Genomic DNA, 19,848 nt, shown 5'->3' with positions numbered 1-19,848 from the left:
GCCCGATATCAGGCGAAGACGAAGTACTTGCGCACCGTCTCCACCACTTCCCAGGTGCCCTTCATGCCCGGCTCGATGACGAACACATCGCCGGCACGCAGGTGGATCGGCTGCTCGCCCTCGGGGGTGATGACGCAGTAGCCATCGAGGAAATGGCAGTACTCCCACTTCTCGTAGTTCACCTCGAACTTGCCGGGGGTGCAGATCCAGGTGCCCATGATCTTGCTGCCGTCCGCCGACAGGTAGGCGTTGAGGTTGACGGTGTGCGGGTCGCCGCCGATGCGCTTCCACTTGGTGGCGTCCAGCACGGGCGTCGGGCAGGTGTCGCGCAGTACGGTGATGAAATCGGACATGACAGCTCCAGTCGTTGCGGTGAAGGTCCGCCACCCTAGCCATGAACCGCAACAGCGAGTTGCCTGGATTCGACATCGGTATGTCTGCCAGCGCTGCCTGCCTCCTCTCTTCCTCCGTCTGACAGATTTGTCATCCGCCGCTCACCTGCCCGTTATCCGCGCTCCCACACGATGCCCGTGGCCCTCGCCACGCCTGGGCAAAAACAACAACAGCAGGTGGTCACCGACCATTCCTGCCCTTGGGAGCAAACCATGTATCGACGCAAATTCCCGCTGGCCGCTTCGCTGCTGGCACTGGGGGTCGCTTCGCCGACCGTCTTCGCCGAGGCCGAAAGTCAAGAGAAAGCCGAAGGCTTCCTCGAAGGCGCCAGCCTGGAAATCCTCAACCGCAACCTCTACTTCAACCGCGACGCCCGCCACGGCCAGTCCGTGCCGCCGCGCGGCAACGGCTACTCGGAAGTCTGGGCCCAGGGGATCATCGGCAAGTTCGAATCCGGCTTCACCCAGGGCACGGTCGGCGTGGGCGTCGACGCCTTCGCCATGGTCGGCTTCCAGCTCGACACCGGCGACGGCCGCAACGGCGCCGGCAGCTCGGTGGACGTGCTGCCCACCGACAACGACGGGCGCACCGAGAGCGACTACGCCAAGGCCGGCGGCGCGGCCAAGGTACGCCTGTGGGACACCGTGCTGAAGGCCGGTGACGTATTCCCGGAGACCCCCGTGGTGCATTACGGTGACTCGCGCCTGCTGCCCGAGTCCTTCCGCGGCTTCACCCTGCACAACACCAGCCTCGAAGGCCTGACGCTGCAAGGCGGCCGTCTGCATTCCATGAGTCAGCCGCAGTCGCGGCAGATGGACGACGGCTTCGCCACCTTCTACGCCGGCCCGGTGGATTCGGCCTGGCTCGCCTACGGCGGTGGCGACTACGCCATCAACGACAATGCCAGCGTCAGCCTCTACAGCAGCCGCCTGAAGGACGCCTGGAACCAGTACTACTTCGGCACCGCGCTGAACTTCCCGCTCAGCGAGACCGTAGAGCTGTTCGGCGGCTTCAACTACTACAAGTCGCAGGACGAGGGCCGCGAGCTGCTCGGCGAGTTCAACACCAACATCTGGAGCGCCAGCGCCGGCGTGCACTTCGGCGCCCACCGCATCGCCGTCAGCCACCAGCGCAACAACGGCAACAACGACTTCGACTACCTGCGCCAGGCCGACTCGATCTACCTGGACAACTCCATCCAGTACAGCGACTTCAACTCGCCGAAGGAGCGCTCGTGGATGGTCCGCTATGACCTCGACATGGCCACCTACGGTGTGCCCGGCCTGAGCTTCATGACCCGATACGCCCGCGGCACCGACGCCGATTATTCCAACGCCAACGCCGTGTACATGCGCACGGATGACAACGGCGACCCGCTCACCGATCAGAAGCGCTGGGAACGCGACATCGAGGCCAGGTACGTGTTCCAGCAAGGCCAGCTCAAGGACCTGTCCCTGCGCGTGCGCCAGGCGACTACCCGCGCCACCGCCTTCGAATCGGACCTGGACGAAGTGCGGCTGATCGTCGAATACCCGCTGGCGATTCTCTGATGCCCGGCGCCTGGCGGGCGGATGACGGAATTGTCAGCTGCGCCTCAGCCTCCCGTTAGGCACGCCTGCGTATAACGGAAACCATCACCGCCCCCCAAGGCTTCTGGTGATGATTTCCCCGCAGCAACGTTGCTCTCCCTGGCGCTCCACGTGCCCTTTGGGGGGAGAGGAACTCTCGGCGCCCGCATGGGCGCCTTTTTTACGTGTGAATTGCGAGACCAATTTCTCCTGCAAGCTCGTACGAAACACCAAGCCAACTCGCAAGCAAGCGACACTCGAAGTTCCGAGCGTATCTAGAATCCGTCTTGTTCACCTATGACTGCAGAACATCACCTAAGATGTCAGGCATCATGCCGTGGCCGGAAGAGGCCGTCTCACAAGCAAGCTCCATCAGGCAACAAGGATGTTGATGATGCTCTCCCCAAGATATGCAGTTCTGCTTCTGATGCTCCTCCTCGGCCCGCGAGCGAATGCAGAGACCTATCTCGAACCTCGAAACCTGATGCTGGACGGAACGGACCAGTACTCTGAAATGCTGCGCACAGTATTCAGGGACGCCTATGCCAGCGACTCAATCGTGCAGGTCATGATTCGTAGCAGCACGTCAGCTGAAAAAGTCATTTACGTGAAAACAGCCCAGGCCGGTGCCACCCTGTTCGTCGCTACGGCGTCTGCCAGCATCTATTGGCATTACGTGCAGGAAAATCGAGACGTCATCGAGCGGCAGCAAGGATACAAACTCCAGGGGTTCGACGGCCTTCCACCGCAGGGCGACATCAGGGACGTTACCGTCAGCCTCAAAAGCCGGAATATCAGCCATGACCTTTACCTGAGCTTGATAGCGCTATGGCAACGGGAGCTCACACAAGCCAAACAGAGCGGCCCACACATCATCCTCGACGGAGCGGAGTTCGAGTACTCCCTACATACATCACAGGCACCTCCGATGGCTGGAAGCTCAAGCACCGGCGTCGATCCAAGGCTAGACAATCTCGCCTCCATCGTTGGCGGACTGAGCCTTCTGGTAGATGGAAAACGAAAAGAAGAGGCAGTATTCCAGAACATTGCAGACTTCAATCGAATGTCGACGCAATGATCGGCTCAACCTTAATTTCCGGGAATTGAAAATGGTATTTCTCGTCATCGATCAATCTGGTTATCAGGCATTCAAGGCACTCGGCGATATCAATTCGCACCTATGGCTGACCGCCGACATCATGGCGGAACCGGAAATCGACTCACTACGCGCAAAAGGTATGGAGGTCTCGGTTTTCAATTACAAATTGAATGCAGACGATCTTGTCGGCATTGCAGCTGCCGTCGAAACCATTCGCGAACACCACCCGACCCAGAAAGTATGGGTGGCTTTCTAGAACCAGCTAAAATTGGGATTAACAAATGAAAGGGATTCTTCTGCTTATTTCAGCTTTCAGCATTTCTGTATCAGCAGGTGAAAACCGCGTTATCACTTACTCGTTCGCCAAGTCAGAAATCAGAGTCAACGGGCAACCGACCACCGTAGAGAAGGCAGCCGCATTGTATAATTCGGCCCCGACCGCTCCCCATGAAACCTGCATGGAGTTCGATGCAGATATGAACCTGTTCGAGAAGTGGAACGCTCAACTTGTGAATGACGGGCCTCCCACTGCGAAAGGTTGGAGCTCGAAGACGTGCCCATGAAGCCCTGGAATATCTGAATTGCCATGAATGATGAAATCTGGGTCAAATTACTGGATCTCTGTAATGAGATTCTGGGAGAAGGAAGTCACTCCCTTCTCCACTCTGTAAATTGGTGCTCCTGGACCACCTTTGAGCGCATGAACAGTGACGCGCAATATTGGGCGTCGGGCCTTCCGAAAGCAGGTGAATACGGCAGCACGGGTATCGGTGACGGTGGTAATTGGGGGCAGCCCTTCAAGTACTCATCGATAGCTCACCTGATAATTCCCAGGCGCTTCGAATTCTGTGGATTCTTCGAGGAGAACTTCCTGCACAAGGTAACTGAACAGGATATCGACAAACTGTCGGATCTTCTGCTGCTGCACAACATAAAGCACACCCTGTCGGAGTGGGCGCTTGAAATTCGCTTGATAGATAACCGTCTCTAACGACTCACAAGAACGATTGGCATCTGGATAACGAAGGTTTGTTTGCGGTAAGGACGAGACAGGAGGAAGAGCACTCCCCTCCCGTCGACGTCCAATTGTCTTATCAGGTCAAGTCCGGCAGAACCTACAGCTCCTCATCCCGCCGATGCATCCAGCGATACAACGCCGGCAGCACCAGCAGCGTCAGCGTGGTCGAGGACAGGATGCCGCCGATCACCACCGTCGCCAGCGGCCGCTGCACCTCCGCGCCGGTGCCTGTGGCCAGGGCCATGGGCACGAAGCCCAGGGAGGCCACCAGCGCCGTCATCAGCACCGGGCGCAAGCGAGTCAGCGCGCCCTCGCGAATCGCCGTATCGAGGCCCCGCCCTTCCTCCCGCAGGCTACGGATGAAGGAGATCATCACCAGGCCGTTGAGCACCGCCACCCCCGACAGCGCGATGAAGCCGACACCAGCCGAGATAGACAGCGGGATGTCGCGCAGCCACAGCGCAACGACTCCTCCGGTGAGGGCGAAGGGAATCCCGGTGAACACCACCAGCCCATCGCGGACGTTGTTGAACATCAGCAGCAGCAGGGTGAACACCAGCAGCAGCGCCACCGGCACCACGATCTGCAGGCGCTGCGCCGCCGATTGCAGCTGCTCGAACTGGCCGCCCCATGTGGTCCAGTAGCCGGCCTGCAGCTTCACCTGCTGCCCGATGCTGGCGCTGGCCTCGGAGACGAACGAGCCGATGTCCCGCCCGCGCACGTTGGCGCTGACCACGACGAGACGTTTGCCGTTCTCGCGGCTGACCTGGTTCGGCCCCTGCACCAGTTCCAGGCGAGCCACCTCGCCCAGGGTGATGAAGCCGATGCGCGAATCCGTCGCGTTGGCCGGCGCAGGCACCGGGATGAGCATGCGTGACAGCGCGTCGATATCGCTGCGCAGGTTCTCCGGCAGGCGCACGATCAGGTCGAAGCGGCGGTCGCCCTCGAACAGCGTGCCCGCCTGGCGGCCGCCGATGGCCACGGCGACGTTGTCCTGGATATCGCCGACATTCAGCCCGTAGCGCGCTGCGCGCTGGCGGTCGATGTTGACGGTGAGCACCGGCAGGCCGCTGGTCTGCTCGACCTTCACCTCGGACGAACCCTGCACCTGGCGCAACACGCCGGCGATCTGTTCGGCGGTCTGGTTCAGCACGCCCATGTCGTCGCCGAAGACCTTCACCGCCACGTCGCTGCGCACCCCGGAAATCAGCTCGTTGAAGCGCAGCTGGATCGGCTGCGACAGCTCGTAGGCGCTGCCCGGCACGCCGTTGGCGGCCTCCTGGATTTCCGCCTCCAGCTGCGCACGGCTCTTCTTCGGGTCGGGCCACTGCTCCTTGGGCTTGAGCATCACGTAGGCATCGGAGATGTTCGGCGGCATCGGGTCGGAGGCGATCTCCGCCGTGCCGGTGCGGCTGAACATGCGCTGCACCTCGGGCACCTTGTCGAGCACCTGGCGCTCGAGCTTTTCCTGCATGGCCACCGATTGCGACAGGCTGGTCCCCGGCGTGCGCAGCGATTGCAGGGCGAAGTCGCCCTCGCCCAGGCTCGGCACGAACTCGCTGCCCATGCGACTGGCGAGCAGCCCGGAAAGCACCACCAGCACAGCAGCGCCGGCGAACACCAGCGCGCGGCGCGCCATCACCCAGTCCAGCACCGGCTCGTAGGCGCGGCGCGCACCGCGCATCAGCAAGTTTTCCTCTTCCCTGACCTTGCCGGTGATGAACAGCGCGATGGCCGCCGGCACGAAGGTCACCGAGAGGATCATCGCCCCCAGCAGCGCCAGCACCACGGTGAAGGCCATGGGGTGGAACATTTTCCCCTCGACGCCGGTGAGGGCGAAGATCGGCAGGTACACCACCATGATGATCAGCTGGCCGTAGATCAGCGCGCGGCGCGCTTCCTTCGACGCGGCGAAGACTTCGTGCAGGCGCTCGCTGCGGGTCAGCATGCGGCCGTGATGCTGCTGCGCGTGGGCCAGGCGGCGGATGGCGTTCTCGACTATCACCACGGCGCCGTCGACGATGATGCCGAAGTCCAGCGCGCCGAGGCTCATCAGGTTGGCGCTGATGCGGTTGCCGAACATGCCGGTGAAGGTGAACAGCATCGCCAGCGGAATCACCATGGCGGTGATCAGTGCCGCGCGGATGTTGCCGAGGAACAGGAACAGCACCGCGATGACCAGGATCGCGCCCTCGGTGAGGTTGCGCTTGACCGTGGCGATGGCCTTGTCCACCAGTTGGGTGCGGTCGTAGACAGTCACCGCCTTGACCCCGGCCGGCAGCGTGCGGTTGATCTCGTCGAGCTTGGCGGCAGCAGCCTTGGCGACGGTACGGCTGTTCTCGCCGATCAGCATGAACACCGTGCCGAGCACCACCTCGCGGCCATCCTCGGTGGCGGCGCCGGTGCGCAGCTCGCGGCCAAGATCGACTTCGGCGACATTGCGCAGGCGGATCGGCGTGCCGTCGACATTGGCCACTACGATGTTGGCGATGTCCTCCAGGCTGCCCACCTGCCCTGGCGCACGCACCAGCAACTGCTCGCCGTTGCGCTCGATGTAGCCGGCGCCGACGTTGGCGTTGTTGCGCTCCAGTGCGGCGATCACATCCGCCAGAGTCAGCCGGTAGGCGGCCAGGCGGCGGGTGTCCGGGGCGACCTGGAACTGCTTGGCGAAGCCGCCGATGGTGTTCACCTCGGCGACGCCGGGCACGTTGCGCAGCTGCGGCTTGATCACCCAGTCCTGGATCACCCGCAGGTCGGTCGGCGTGTACTCGCTGCCGTCCTCCTTGCGCGCACCCGGCTCGGCCTCGATGGTCCACAGGAAGATTTCCCCGAGGCCGGTGGAGATCGGCCCCATGGCCGACTCGACACCCTCGGGCAACTGCTCGCGCGCCTGCTGCAGGCGTTCGTTGACCAGCTGGCGGGCGAAGAACAGGTCGGTGCCGTCCTTGAAGATCACCGTCACTTGCGACAGCCCCGAGCGCGAGATCGAGCGCGTCTGCTGCAGGCCCGGCAGGCCGGCCATGGCGGTCTCCACCGGGTAGGTGACGCGCTGCTCGGTCTCCAGCGGGGTGAAGCCCGGCGCCGAGGTGTTGACCTGCACCTGCACGTTGGTGATGTCGGGCACCGCGTCGATGGGCAGCTTCTGGTAGCTGGCGATGCCCAGGCCGGCCATGCCGAGGACGGCGAGCAGCACCAGATAGCGCTGCTCGATGGCGAAACGAATGATGCGTTCGAACATGCTCTGGCTCCGTCAGTGCGCGTGGGACGCCGAGCTCTTGCCCAGCTCCGACTTGAGAACGAAGCTGCCTTCGGCCGCCACCTGGTCGCCGGCGGCCAGGCCGGCCAGCACCTCGACCTGACCTGCGCTGCGCGCGCCGAGATCGACCGGGCGCGGATCGAAGCCCTCTGCACTGCGCACGAAGACGCTGGGCTTGCCTTCCACCTCCTGGATCGCCTGCTCCGGCACCGCGATCGGCACCTGGCGCGCACTGCTGCTCACCCGCACATTGACGAACAGGCCGGGGCGCCAGGCGCCATCGGGATTGGCCAGGGTGACGCGGGCCACCGCGCTGCGGGTCTGTTCGCCGAGCAGGTTGCCGACGTAGCTGACGCGGCCATCAACCTGCATGCCGAGGTCCGTCGCCTCCACTCGCGCGGCCTTGCCCACCTGCACCCGCGCCAGGTCCTGCGGGGCCACGCTGAAGCTGGCCCAGACCCGCGACAGGTCGGACAGCGTGAAGGCCGCGGTGGTCTCGCTGACCACCTCGCCGGGCACCAGGTGCTTCTCCACCACCACGCCGTCGAAAGGCGCGCGCAGTTCGTAGCGGTTGCCGCCAGCGCTGGCCGATACGCCGCTCAGGGCGTTGGTCTTCTGCTGCGCGTTGGCCAGGGCGATGCGCGCTTCTTCCAGGTCCTGGCGCGCCTGCAGGTAGTCCTGCTCAGCGGAAATCTTCTCCTGCCACAGCTCCCGTTCGCGTGCGAAGGTCTTGCTCGCCAGACTGACTCGGCGCTGGGCGGCGGCCAGTTCGCTGCGCAGCTCGGAGACCTGCTGGCTGGCAATCACCGCCAGCAGCTCGCCCTTCTTCACGCTCTGCCCCAGCTCCACCGCCACCGACTCCACCACGCCGGGGGTGCGCGGCACGACGTGGGCAGTGCGGTCCTGGTCGAAGCCGATCTCGCCGGGCAGGCTGAACGCTTCGTCCAGCGCCTGCGGCCCGGCAGTAGCCAGCTGAATGCCGGCGGCCTCGATCTGCGCAGGGCTCAGGTGCAGGCCCTCCTCTTCGACGGCTGTCTCCTTGGCAGCGTGATGTTCGCCGTCGGCATGGCTCGCCGCTTCGGCATGGCGGGTCGGTGCGGCGCTGTTATGGTGCTCGCCGTCAGCATGGGTCGCGTCGTCGAGATGGCTGCCGCCGGCCTGTTCGCTACCCATCCAGGCGTAGGCGCTGACAGCCAGCGCCGAGGCCAGCAGCACGGCGGCGGCGAGTGGGGTTTTCTTGATCATGGAAGCTCCGCAATGAATCCGTCGGCAGCGCGTTTTTGCGCGGGTGCCTGCGGGTGATGGAGGGTGCTGAAGAGGTCGTGGACGCACCAGTGCGCGGGCACGCCGGTAATGGGTGCGGCAGTCGATGGCGACAGGCTCAGAAGCAGCAGGCCGAGCCAGGCCCGGCAACGGTTAACGGGCCGCGCCGACATCGCCGTAGACCCGCTCGATCCGCCCCCAGGCATCGCTGACCTGGGACAGCGCGCGCAGGTACTGGTCGCGGGCGGTGATCAGGGTGCGCTGGGCGTCGAGCACTTCGAGGAAGCCGAACTTGCCCATCTCGAAGCCGCGCGTGGCGCTTTCCACGGCGGTCTGGGCGCTGGGCAGGATGGTCTGGCGGAAGGCATTCACCTCGCCCTGGGCGGTGCTCCACTGCTGCAGCGCCTGCTGGGTTTCCTGGCGCAGGCGCAGCTCAGTGGCGTTGCGCAGGTCGCGGGCCTGATCGGCGCGGCGCGACTGGGCGAGGATGTTGCCCTGGTTGCGGTCGAACAGCGGCAACGGCAGGCTGAAACCGATGACTGCAATGCGGTCGCGATTGCCCTCCTCGATGGCTTCCTGGCTACCCAGGCTGACATCGAGGTCGGGGATGCGCTGGGTCTTCGCCAGCCGCACCGCAGCTTCACCCTCGTCGATACGGGTTTGCGCGAGGCGCATTTCGGCGCTGCCGTCGAGACGGCGCAGCAGCTCATCAGGGCTTGGTAGTGCAGGCAAAGGCCGGGCGCTGTCGTTGCGCACGCCAGTAAAGTCCGGCGACGCCAGCCCCATCAGCGCGGCCAGCGCCTGGTTGGCATCGGCTCGTTCGCGACGGGCGCGGTCCTGCTCCAGGCGTACCTCTGCCAGTTGCACCTGAGCGCGATTGGCCTCCAGCGGCGGCGCCTTGCCAGCACGCACGCGCCCTTCCGCTGCGGCCACGCCACGCTGCGCCAACTCCACCGACTGCTGCGCCAGGCGCTCGCGCTCCTGGGCGCGCAGGGCGGTGTAGAAAACCGCGATCACCTCGCCGCGCAACTGGTTGCGCCGCGCCTCCAGGCTCAGTGCGGCGACGTCCTGGCCGCGCTCGGCCAGCTCCACCCGCGCGCCGCGTTTACCGCCCAGCTCCAGCGGCTGGCTGATGCCAATGGTGGTGGTGCGATTGCGCGATTCGGTGCCCTCCTGCTCCCAGGACAGCGTCGGGTTGCGTAGCAGGCCGGCTTGTTCGCGCAGCCCCTGGGCGATGCCGATTTCCCGGCCGCTGGCGGCCAGCTCCGGGTTACCGCTGGCAGCAGCCTGCAGGGCCTCCTCGATGCCGATCTCGCGGGCCTGCGCCCAACCCGGGAATTGCCAGAGCAGCAGCGCCAGCAGCGTGGCTCTGGCTGCGACTACAGAACGTCTTGAAAACACGGCGAACCTCGCACGGTGGAGTCAACTACGACGGTTTCCCGTCATTTCCACCGGCGAATCTAGAAGTGTCTCTCTAGCGGCAAGGTGACTGGATAATTACAAACATGTAATTGGCTATTCGCCGACTTCCCGTTGTATGTATTTAAAAAGGCCACGCGCCTCTCCCAGGTAACTTCAGGAAACAATTCGGCGCATTCCTGCTGAACTTCATAATTCCTGAAATCCCTTTAAAACCATAGACCTACAGAACATCCAGGATCTTTTACAGGGCCAAAAGTGCGACATCGACACGATTGACCCTGAAGTCGCTACAGCTTCTAGACTGCGCGCGCTTTCCCCAGGCAGCGGAACTTCCCTGCGCCTGCCGTACCACTCTTCACGCAATTACCGGGTAACTATCCATGAAAATCCTGCTCATCGAGGACGACCACAAGACGGCCGACTACCTGCACCAGGGCTTGAGCGAAAGCGGCTATGTCGTCGACCGCGCCGACAACGGCGTCGACGGCCTGCACCTGGCCCGGCAATGCGCCTACGACCTGGTCATCCTCGATGTGAACCTGCCGCAGATGGACGGCTGGGACGTGCTCGCCAGCCTGCGCCAGCACAGCGACATCCGGGTGATGATGCTCACCGCCCGCGGCCGACTCACCGAGCGCGTGAAGGGCTTCGACCTGGGTGCCGACGACTACCTGCTCAAGCCCTTCGAATTCCCCGAACTGCTGGCCCGCGTGCGCTCGCTGCTGCGCCGCAGCGAACGTATCGACCAACCGCAGGTGCTGGAGATCGGCGGGCTGGAGCTGGACCCCGGCCGCCACCGCGCCTACCGCGACAGCCAGCGCATCGACCTGACCAGCAAGGAGTTCGCCCTGCTGCACCTGCTGATGAGCCGCAGCGGTGAGGTGCTGTCGCGCACGCAGATCATCTCGCTGGTCTGGGACATGAACTTCGACTGCGACACCAACGTGGTGGAAGTCACCATCCGCCGCCTGCGCGCGAAGATCGACGATCCCTTCGCCGCCAAACTGATCCACACCCTGCGCGGGGTCGGCTACGTGCTGGAGGCGCGCGCGTGAAGCCCGCCAGCCTGTCGCTGCGCATCGGCCTGTGGGTTGGCCTGCTGGGTTCGGTACTGACCCTGTTGCTGCTCACCCTCGCCTACCTCGCCCTCGACCACCAACTGGACCAGCGTGCCCACCGCGAACTGGAAGACAAGCTCGGGCAACTGCGCCACGCGCTGGAGGCCGACCCCGGCCTCGCCGCCCTGCCCCTGCGTGGCCACGCCCTGCAAGACCAACTGATGGGGCACGACAATCTCAGCGCGGCGCTGCTCGATGAACAACGCGGGCGGCCGGCGCAATTCAGCAGTGGGCCGATTGCCGATCTGCCGATACTCGATGAGTTCGCCGGCAACGGCCGTGCCTTTGGCTGGACCGCGTCCGACGGTCGTCGCCTGCTAACCGAACGCAGCCTGATCCGTTTGCGCGACGGCAATAGCCTGCGGGTATTCCTGACCCTGGATCGCCGCGACGACGACGCCCTGCTTGGCGCCTTCCTGCGCTCGGCCTGGCTGGCGGTTCCACCTTTGCTGCTGCTGATCGCCATTGGTGCGCGCCTGGTAGCCAAGCGCGGCCTGCAACCGCTTCGACAGTTCGGCCAGGTGGCCGCGCTGGTCACCACCCAGGACCTCAGCCACCGCATTCCGCTGCAGGACCTGCCACGGGAACTGGGCAAGGCCGCGCAGGCGCTGAACCTGATGCTGCACCGGCTGGACGGCGGCGTGCAGCAGCTCACGCAGTTCTCCGACGACATCGCCCACGAACTGCGTTCGCCCATCGGCAACCTGCTGGGCAAGGCCCAGGTGACGCTATCGCGACCACGGCAAAAGGAAGAGTACGAAACGGTGCTGGCCGCGAGCACCGAGGAGCTGGAACGGGTCGGGCGGATTGTCAGCGACATGCTGTTCCTCGCCCAGGTCAGCCACCCGCGTGCACTGCTGCCGCAGGAGCCGGTGCAGCTGGAAGAGGAAGCGGCGAAGGTCGCCGAGCTGTTCGATTTCAGCGCCGAGGAGAAGGCGCTGCGCATCGACATCCAAGGTCATGGGCGGGTGGTGGGCGACCGCCTGATGATCCAGCGCGCCATTTCCAACCTGCTGTCCAACGCCATCCGCCACACCCCGGAGGGCGAGCGCATCAACGTGCAGGTGCAGGACGATGGCGAAGCGGTGACGCTGCAGGTGCAGAACCCCGGCGCGGGCATTGCCGCCGAGCACCTGCCGCACCTGTTCGAGCGCTTCTACCGGGTGGACAAGGGCCGCTCGCGGGCCCAGGGTGGCACGGGCCTGGGGCTGGCCATCGTGCGTTCGATCATGGAGCTGCACCTGGGCTCGGCCAGCGCGCAGAGCTCGGAGGAAGGGCCGACGCACTTCCTCCTGAGGTTTCCGGCGACGCCTGAATGAATCAGCGGGTGGTGCGGCATGCCACGCGCTCGCTACGGTACTCGATGGCCTGCAGGTCACCTCGGGAATCCAGGTAGCGCATCTGCATCGGCACGACCCCGCAGGCTGTGCTCAGCGGCGTGACCGCCACCACCTCGGCGATATCCAGTTTCATGCCGTACTGGTACTGCCTGGCGTCGGCGACCTGGGTCGCCTTCCATGCCTGCATGGTCTGCAGGCGAGCCTGTTCCATGCGCGCAAAGGTGATGTCGCCACCACCGTCGGCCAGCGCCAGGGAAGACGTGCCGAGCAGTGCGGCGAGCAGGAAGATGCGGGGGAGTTTCATGGCAGTCACCTCGTGGGTGTGTGGGGAATGACTCCACCTTATGCGACTGCCGCTAACGGGAAGCTGAGACGCGGATGACGATTCGGTTATCCGGCGGGAAACCATCCAGGCAATTTCCCACCACTCATCCGTGCAATTTCCCAGTGGTGAACTCTCGGCGTCTGACGACTGTCTGTGTGCTGTCGGCCCTCCGGGTGGGATTTCTGGCCATTGGCCACCCGGCTAGTTTTCAACAAGTCACCGAGCCGGCGTTTTCACTCCCGCAAGGCGGGTTTCGTTCCAAGTCATGTGAAGATTGCCCATGTCCCTATCGCGTCGCTCCCCCGCACGAGTTTCCCCCCTCCAGACCCGCGCCCTCGGTGCCTGCCTGTTCGCCGGCCTGCTGGCAGCCGGCGCCCCGGCCCAGGCCGAGGAGCCCGCCAGCAACTCGCGCTGGGTGAACGACAGCCTGAGCACCTACGTGCGCAGCGGCCCCACCGATGGCTACCGCATCGTCGGCACCCTCACCTCCGGGCAGAAGGTCCAGCTGATCAGCACCTCCGGCGACTACAGCCAGGTGCGCGGCGACAGCGGCAGCAGCGTGTGGATCGCCAGCAAGGACCTGCAGGAAAAGCCCGGCCAGGCCGAACGCCTGCCGGCGCTGGAGCAGAAGGTCACCGAGCTGACCACCCAGCTGCAGACCATCGACGACTCCTGGAAGAACCGCGTGCAGGGCATGCAGGAAACCCTGGATGCGCGCAAGAAACTGATCGACGAACTGCAGGCCGCCCGCAGCTCCCTGGACGCCGAACTGAACCAGGCCCGCTCGCAACTGCGCGACGCCCAGGCGCAACTGGGCGACGAGAACAAACAGGTGCTGATGCGCTACATGGCCTACGGCGGCAGCATCGCCGGCGCCGGCCTGCTCGCCGGCCTGATCCTGCCGACCATGCTGCGCGTGCGGCGCAAGCGCACGACCGAGTGGGTCTGACCCAGCCCGCTTGAACCCAGGTCCGTCGGGCGGATAACGCTGGCGCGTTATCCGCCTTACGGTCTGTGCCGTGCGGTTCGCGAGCAAGCTCGCTCCTACATGTAGCCGGATGTGCTTTCGTAGGATCGAGGGGGACGACTGGTCCTTGCTCGCGAACAGCCTCCTGCCGCCCGTCCCGAAATCGCTTGCGTAGGATGGCGTGGAGCGCAGCGATACCCWTCAATTCCAGCGCACCAACAGCATGGGTATCGCAAGCTCCACCCATCCTACGACGCGGAACGCCTGTAGCCACTGCAGAGCGCGGTTCGCGAGCAAGCTCGCTGCTACAGAAGCAAAAGACAACAGCGCCCGAAGGCGTCGTCAGCCCGTAGGGCACATAACCCGGAACAGGTTACGCGCGCCTACTCAGCACGTCTGGCTGGCCTTACTTGATGTACCACCCCCACGGCTGGTCACTGAGGTACTCGGTAACCTGCTTGGTCTCCAGGTAATTATCCAACCCCCACACCCCCAGCTCACGGCCGATGCCGCTCTGCTTGTAGCCACCCCAGGGCGCCTGGGTGAAGGTCGGCTGCGAGCAGTTGACCCAGACGATGCCGGCGCGCAGGCCGCGACTGACTCGCTCGCAACGCGCGGGGTCAGCCGACATCACCGCCGCCGCCAGGCCGAACTGGCTGTCATTGGCCAGGCGCAGCGCCTCGGCTTCGTCCTTGAAGCGGCGCACGGCGAGCACCGGGCCGAAAATTTCCTCGCGCCACACGGCGCTCTCCAGCGGCGCGTCGATGAACACCGTCGGCTCGACGAACCAGCCCTTGTCGCGATGGGCCGGACGTTTGCCGCCGGTGGCCAGCTTCGCGCCGTCGCGCACGCCGGCCTCGATGGCCTGCAGCACCTTGGCGTGTTGCCCGGCGCTGACCAGCGGGCCGAGCAGCACGCCCGGCTCCAGGCCATTGCCAATGGTGATGCGGCGGGTTTCTTCCACCAGGCGTTCGATCAGCCGGTCATGCAAGCCGTCCTGCACCAGCAGCCGCGAGGTCGCACTGCACACCTGGCCCTGGTTCCAGAAGATGCCGAACAGGATCCACTCCACGGCTGCCTCGACATCCGCGTCATCGAAGACGATGAATGCCGACTTGCCGCCCAGCTCCAGGCTGACGTTCTTGATGTCCTGGGCCGCCGCCTGCATGATCGCGCGCCCGGTCGGCACGCTGCCGGTGAAGGCCAGCTTGTCCACGCCCGGATGCGCCGAGAGCGGCGAGCCAGCGTCACGCCCCAGTCCGGTGACCACGTTGAGCACGCCCTTAGGCAGGCCCACGGCATCGGCGGCAGCGGCCAGTTCCAGGGAAGTCAGCGGCGTCAGTTCCGAAGGCTTGAGCACGGCGGTGCAACCTGCGGCCAGCGCCGGCGCAACCTTCCACGAAGCCATCAGCAACGGGTAGTTCCACGGAATGATCTGCCCGGCCACGCCGACCGGCTCGCGCAGCACGCGGCAGGCGAAACGCTCGTCGGGCAGCGCGACCACTTCACCCTCATCATTCAGCCCTTCGGCCAGCTCGGCGTAGTAGTCGAAGCAGCCGATGGCGTCATCGATATCCCACTGCGCCTCGGGCAGCGGCTTGCCATTGTCCTGCACTTCCAGGCGGGCCAGGTCCTCGCGGCGGCCACGCAGGTTTTCGGCGATGGCGCGCAGGTAAGCGGCGCGCTCCTTGCCGCTGCTGCGGCCCCACTCGCCCTCATCGAAGGCCCGGCGAGCGGACTGCACGGCGCGGTCCACGTCCTCGCCGGTGGCGGCAGCGACTTCGGTCAGCACGGCTTCGCTGGAGGGTTCGTACACCTCGAAGCGGCCGCCTTTCGCGGGCGCCTGCCACTGGCCATCGATATAGAGCTGGTCGCGCATGGGAAGGTCTCCTGAGCGGGTTGGAATACTTGTCCGCCGAGCATAGGGAAATGGGCGCGAGATTGATAACGCGGGCGCCGTGCATGCGGGCACGCGCGGAGCGGCACGCAAGGTCATCGACAGCGTTGCGGCATCAGGACCACTCCCGTAGGAGCGGATTCATCCGCGATGACTTGAAGCCGCTCCGAAGCATCGCGGACGGAGTCCGCTCCTACGCAAAGGTCAGGCCCGCTGCTGTTCCAGGTAAGCCTTGGGCGACAACCCCGTCTCCTCGCGGAAGCAGCGGTAGAAGGTCGACAGCGAGCGGAACCCCGCCGCCCGCGCCAGTTCGTCGATACGCGTGACGCTGGTGGCGCCGTCGAGCTGGCCGAGCAGGTGGCGCAGGCGCAGCTGGTTCAGGTACTGGTAGAAGCTCAGGCCGAGCACCTGGTTGAGGAAGTAGGAAATCTGGTTGCGCGTGTAGCCGGTGGCCGCCGCCACCTGGGGCATGTCCAGGTCGGGGTTGAGGAACGGCCGGGTCTGCTGGAAGTACTGCTGGATATCGCCGCCGAGCAGGCTCAGCTGCCGCGCGGACAATCCCAGGCGGCTGTCGGCCATGCGCGGTTGCGGCTCGCTGGCGGTTTTCTGCGGCTGGCCGACCAGCGCTGCGTGTTCGTTGACGCGGATGATCAGCCCGGCGCGCACGGTGTAGGCCTCGGTGGTGCGGAAGGACACCAGCCCCTGGGTACCGCGCAGGGTCACCTGGTACTGCAGGAAGGCGGTGTCGCCGTCCACCCGCAGGCGGTCGGTATACACCTGAGATTCGTCGCCAGCCGCCGGCATGCTGGTCTGCAGGTATTCGCGCAGTTCGTGCGGCGCGATCCGACGGCCCTGGAAGAAATCGTTGTACTCCACCTGCGGGTCGAACAGCGCCATCAGCGCCTCGATGTCATGCCGGCGCCAGGCCTGGTGATAACGCAGCACCACGGCATGGGTAGCGGCGCTCGCCGGGTCGGGCTGGTGGGTGGTGCCTTCGAGCGTCGCGCTCCAGCCCAGTTCTTCACTCATTGAATTCCCCTGCCGGTCTCAAGCCGGCATGTCCTGCTCCGGGCGTGCCCGCAAAGAGCTGGGGAGCGTATGCCTGAGCCCCCCGGAGCGATTACAAAACTCGGACGCGGCCCGAAGACCGCTTTTTCTTCCGACATTCTGCCGGAGTTTTCCGATGACATCCGCCCCACTTGCGCACGCCACTCCAAGACCTTTCTGGCTAGACACCCTCGACCCCGCTCCCGCCACTCCGGCGCTGGAGGGTGATCGCAGCTTCGACCTGGTGGTCGTCGGGGGCGGTTTCACCGGTCTCTGGACCGCCCTGCACGCCCGCCTGCGCTGGCCCGGCGCGAGCATCGCGGTGGTCGAGGCGCGTCGCTGCGGTGGCGAGGCCAGCGGGCGCAACGGTGGTTTCTGCGCACCGAGCATTTCCCACGGCGTAGGCAATGCCCTGCGCCGCTGGCCGGAAGAAGCTGAAACCCTGGTACGCCTGGGCCGACAGAATCTGGAAGAGTTCGAGGCGGACCTGCAGCGCTTCGGCATGAACGTGGAGTTCGAGCGCAGCGGCAAGCTCAGCGTCGCCATGCAGCCCTGGCAGGTCGAGGGCCTGCGCGGCATGCAGCGCAACTACCAGCGCTTCGGCATCGACTGCGAGTGGCTGGAAGGCGCGGACCTGGCGCAGCGCCTGGATTCGCCGATGTACAAGGCTGGCGTGTACGAACCCAACTATGCGCTGCTCAACCCGGCGAAGATGGCCGCCGAGCTGCGCCGGGTGTGCATCGAACAGGGCGTCGAGCTGTTCGAGAACACCCCGGTGCATGAGTTGCACCAGCGTGGCGACCAGTTGCTGCTGCGCTGCGACCGTGGCGAACTGCAGGCCGGGCAGATCGCCCTGGCCACCAACATCGCGCCGCCGCTGCTCGGCCACCTGAATTCCAGCGTGATCCCGGTGTACGACTACTCGCTGGTCACCCAGCCGCTCACCGACGACCAGCTGCGCGCAATCGGCTGGGTCGACCGCTACGGCATAGCCGATGCCGGCAACCAGTTCCACTACCTGCGCAAGACCGCCGACAACCGCATCCTCTGGGCCGGCTTCGACGCCATCTACCACTTCGGCAGCCGCCGCGACGAAGCCCTGACCCAGCGCCCGGAAAGCTTCCAGCGCCTGGCCGAGCAGTTCCGCGAGGCCTTCCCGCAGCTCGGCCCGGTGCAGTTCAGCCATGCCTGGGGCGGCATCATCGACACCTCGGCGCGTACCACACTGTTCACCGGCTGCGTGCTCGGCAACCGTGTCGCCTATGCGCTGGGCTTCACCGGCCAGGGCGTGGCGGCCAGCCGCTTCGCCGCGCTGAACATGCTCGACCAGCTGGGCGGCGAGCGCACCGAACGCACCCAGCTGCGCATGACCTCGCAGAAGCCCTTCCCCTTCCCGCCCGAGCCGCTGCGCTACCTCGGCGTGCGCCTGGCCCAGCGTTCGCTGGCCAAGGAAGACCGCACCGGCCGCCGCGACCTTTTGCTCAAGACCTGCGATGCCTTCGGCGTCGGTTTCGATTCCTGATGGAGAACCTCATGTCCACCCTGCCCCGCCACGTCATCGACTTCGCCAATCCCGAACTCGCCCCGCAGGAGCGCGAGATCAACGATCCGGCCATCGTCGATGCGCCGTACCAGAGCCGCAGCTGGCGGCACTTCAGTGCTCCGGAAAAGAACGCCATCGCCGGCATCTGGGAAGCCGGCGTGCACCTGGAGCGCTGCGAGTGCGACTACGACGAGCTGTGCCACATCCTCGAAGGCACGGTGCGCCTGACCGACGCCGACGGCGTGGCGAAGACCTTCGGGCCAGGGGACTCGTTCGTGGTGGCGGCGGGCTTCAAGGGCACCTGGGAAAACCTCACGCCGGTGCGCAAGGTGTATTTCATTCTCGGTTGAGCGACGGGCTCGCAGGCTGCGTAGGAGCGGACTCCGTCCGCGATTGGCTTCGTCCAACGCCCGGACGAACCGGAGTGGCGGTGAATCGATCGCGGACAGAGTCCGCTCCTACGCAACGTCCGGTTCCTCTGCGAGCTGCATTGACCTGCGCTGCGTTCCGAAACTCCAGTTAGCCGTACGTCTCCCCAGGCTCCAGCGCCAATTGAAAGGGCTATAACTAGCGAACCGAAACGGCAGGTCGTCCAGGAAGTCCGGTCACGACCGCCCCGATTGGCTTTCTCATTTGCCCGGATCAGGCGCCCCGGAGCCTGATCGACGCCGGTGGCGCGGAGCGGTTCGATGGATTCCAGAGCATGGCGATGGGCTCGCTGGAGCCTTCCTGGCTGCATCGGGCTGGCGTTGCTGGTCGCTCCGCTATACGCCAGCGCGCTGTACCGGTGCCAAGGGGCGGACGGGACCATCAGCCACAGCAGCCGTGCCATCGCCGGCGCCCATTGCACCCTTCAGCATGGCAAGTCAGGTGCCGCTGCCGGCGCCAAGGCGAAGCCCGCAGCCAGGGTCGAGCCGGGCGCCGAGCGGATTCGCGTCTACACCTTCGTCCACAACGGCGTGCGCCAGTATGTGAGCCGGCGCCCCGTGGGTATCTCGGCGCGGGTCGATGTGCTGGAGGTGTATTACATCAAGGGCTGTTACCTGTGCATGGCGCCGAAGGATTTCAACGTCGCCCGCCTGCGCCTGGATACCCGCTCCTACCGGCGGGAGATCGAGTCGGCTTCGACCCGCTACGGTGTCGACCAGGCGCTGGTGCGTGCGGTGATCCATGCCGAATCGGCGTTCCAGCCCAACGCCATTTCCATCGCCGGCGCCCAGGGGCTGATGCAGCTGATGCCCGATACCGCCGTGCGTTTCAACGTCAGCGATCCGTTCGATGCACGGCAGAACATCCGCGGCGGCGTGCGCTACCTGGCCTGGCTGCTCAAGCGTTTCAACGGTAATCAGCGGCTGGCACTGGCCAGCTACAACGCCGGTGAAATGACCGTCGACAAGTACAACGGGATACCGCCCTACAGCGAGACGCAAACCTATGTCGCCCGCGTACAGTCCCTGACCGAGCGTTATCGCAATCATCGCTGAGGCGGGCTGCCGACATCTCAGCGCGCGTAGGAGCGGACTTCGTCCGCGATGGGCTGGCCGTGCTCCGTGGCCGGCCGGAGCGGCGGCGAATCGATCGCGGACGGAGTC

Annotated in this window: 17 protein-coding genes; 10 read left to right on the top strand and 7 right to left on the bottom strand. The window is 65.2% G+C overall.

From position 1 onward, the window contains the following. Positions 1-8: 8 nt before the first annotated feature. Positions 9-353 carry a cupin domain-containing protein gene (locus QO207_RS18620; protein WP_184595441.1) on the bottom strand — a complete coding sequence of 115 codons (345 nt, stop codon included), beginning with the start codon at positions 351-353 and terminating at the stop codon, positions 9-11. 252 nt (positions 354-605) lie between these two features. Here QO207_RS18620 and QO207_RS18615 point away from each other — a divergent pair, with 252 nt between their 5' ends. The 4 genes from QO207_RS18615 (at position 606) to QO207_RS18600 (ending at position 4,051) form a co-directional block, all read left to right on the top strand. Then, positions 606-1,943 (top strand): OprD family porin, encoded by a 1,338-nt coding sequence (locus QO207_RS18615; RefSeq protein ID WP_301533799.1) that lies wholly within the window; start codon positions 606-608, stop codon positions 1,941-1,943. Between the two features lie 403 nt (positions 1,944-2,346). After that, a complete protein-coding gene (locus QO207_RS18610) occupies positions 2,347-3,039 on the top strand; it encodes a hypothetical protein (RefSeq protein WP_301533798.1) in 693 nt (230 codons plus the stop codon). Between the two features lie 31 nt (positions 3,040-3,070). Then, positions 3,071-3,316, top strand: a complete 246-nt coding sequence (locus tag QO207_RS18605; RefSeq protein WP_301533797.1) for a hypothetical protein — start codon at positions 3,071-3,073, stop codon at positions 3,314-3,316. Positions 3,317-3,646: 330 nt separating this feature from the next. Further along, positions 3,647-4,051 carry a hypothetical protein gene (locus tag QO207_RS18600; RefSeq protein ID WP_301533796.1) on the top strand — a complete coding sequence of 135 codons (405 nt, stop codon included), beginning with the start codon at positions 3,647-3,649 and terminating at the stop codon, positions 4,049-4,051. Between the two features lie 124 nt (positions 4,052-4,175). Here the strand turns inward: QO207_RS18600 and QO207_RS18595 are convergent, their stop codons facing one another. The 3 genes from QO207_RS18595 to QO207_RS18585 all read right to left on the bottom strand — a co-directional run bounded on the left by QO207_RS18595 (position 4,176) and on the right by QO207_RS18585 (position 9,959). After that, the gene (locus QO207_RS18595; RefSeq protein WP_301533795.1) at positions 4,176-7,316 is read right to left on the bottom strand and encodes a CusA/CzcA family heavy metal efflux RND transporter; all 3,141 of its coding nucleotides are present in this window, start codon (positions 7,314-7,316) and stop codon (positions 4,176-4,178) included. 12 nt (positions 7,317-7,328) lie between these two features. Beyond that, positions 7,329-8,579: an efflux RND transporter periplasmic adaptor subunit gene (locus QO207_RS18590; protein WP_301533794.1), complete on the bottom strand. Its 1,251-nt coding sequence runs from the start codon at positions 8,577-8,579 to the stop codon at positions 7,329-7,331. A 171-nt stretch (positions 8,580-8,750) separates the two neighbouring features. Then, positions 8,751-9,959, bottom strand: coding sequence for a TolC family protein (locus QO207_RS18585; protein ID WP_301533871.1), 1,209 nt, complete (start codon positions 9,957-9,959; stop codon positions 8,751-8,753). Positions 9,960-10,399: 440 nt separating this feature from the next. Here QO207_RS18585 and QO207_RS18580 point away from each other — a divergent pair, with 440 nt between their 5' ends. Both QO207_RS18580 and QO207_RS18575 read left to right on the top strand, forming a co-directional pair. Continuing rightward, complete coding sequence (locus tag QO207_RS18580) at positions 10,400-11,074, top strand: heavy metal response regulator transcription factor (protein WP_301533793.1); 675 nt, start codon at positions 10,400-10,402, stop codon at positions 11,072-11,074. Further along, positions 11,071-12,456 carry a heavy metal sensor histidine kinase gene (locus QO207_RS18575; protein WP_301533792.1) on the top strand — a complete coding sequence of 462 codons (1,386 nt, stop codon included), beginning with the start codon at positions 11,071-11,073 and terminating at the stop codon, positions 12,454-12,456. The genes QO207_RS18580 and QO207_RS18575 overlap by 4 nt, the downstream gene beginning before the upstream one ends. A 1-nt stretch (position 12,457) precedes the next feature. Here QO207_RS18575 and QO207_RS18570 read toward each other — a convergent pair whose 3' ends face one another. Further along, on the bottom strand, positions 12,458-12,781 hold the full coding sequence (locus QO207_RS18570; RefSeq protein WP_301533791.1) for a DUF2790 domain-containing protein: 324 nt from the start codon (positions 12,779-12,781) through the stop codon (positions 12,458-12,460). Between the two features lie 301 nt (positions 12,782-13,082). Between QO207_RS18570 and QO207_RS18565 the strand changes: the two genes are divergently transcribed. Continuing rightward, positions 13,083-13,751, top strand: coding sequence for a TIGR04211 family SH3 domain-containing protein (locus QO207_RS18565; protein WP_301533790.1), 669 nt, complete (start codon positions 13,083-13,085; stop codon positions 13,749-13,751). Between the two features lie 424 nt (positions 13,752-14,175). Here QO207_RS18565 and QO207_RS18560 read toward each other — a convergent pair whose 3' ends face one another. Both QO207_RS18560 and QO207_RS18555 read right to left on the bottom strand, forming a co-directional pair. Further along, positions 14,176-15,648 carry an aldehyde dehydrogenase family protein gene (locus QO207_RS18560; RefSeq protein WP_301533789.1) on the bottom strand — a complete coding sequence of 491 codons (1,473 nt, stop codon included), beginning with the start codon at positions 15,646-15,648 and terminating at the stop codon, positions 14,176-14,178. A 222-nt stretch (positions 15,649-15,870) separates the two neighbouring features. Continuing rightward, a complete protein-coding gene (locus QO207_RS18555; protein WP_301533788.1) occupies positions 15,871-16,695 on the bottom strand; it encodes a nuclear transport factor 2 family protein in 825 nt (274 codons plus the stop codon). 154 nt (positions 16,696-16,849) lie between these two features. Between QO207_RS18555 and QO207_RS18550 the strand changes: the two genes are divergently transcribed. The 3 genes from QO207_RS18550 (at position 16,850) to QO207_RS18540 (ending at position 19,740) form a co-directional block, all read left to right on the top strand. After that, on the top strand, positions 16,850-18,235 hold the full coding sequence (locus tag QO207_RS18550) for an FAD-binding oxidoreductase (protein ID WP_301533787.1): 1,386 nt from the start codon (positions 16,850-16,852) through the stop codon (positions 18,233-18,235). Positions 18,236-18,246: 11 nt separating this feature from the next. Beyond that, the gene (locus QO207_RS18545) at positions 18,247-18,606 is read left to right on the top strand and encodes a cupin domain-containing protein (protein ID WP_192432754.1); all 360 of its coding nucleotides are present in this window, start codon (positions 18,247-18,249) and stop codon (positions 18,604-18,606) included. A gap of 339 nt (positions 18,607-18,945) precedes the next feature. Continuing rightward, on the top strand, positions 18,946-19,740 hold the full coding sequence (locus QO207_RS18540; RefSeq protein WP_301533786.1) for a lytic transglycosylase domain-containing protein: 795 nt from the start codon (positions 18,946-18,948) through the stop codon (positions 19,738-19,740). Positions 19,741-19,848: the final 108 nt, after the last annotated feature.

The sequence above is a fragment of the Pseudomonas sp. CAN1 genome, from assembly GCF_030462585.1.
In the GTDB taxonomy this organism is placed as follows: Bacteria; Pseudomonadota; Gammaproteobacteria; order Pseudomonadales; family Pseudomonadaceae; genus Pseudomonas.
This window is presented reverse-complemented; position numbering and strand designations above follow the sequence as displayed.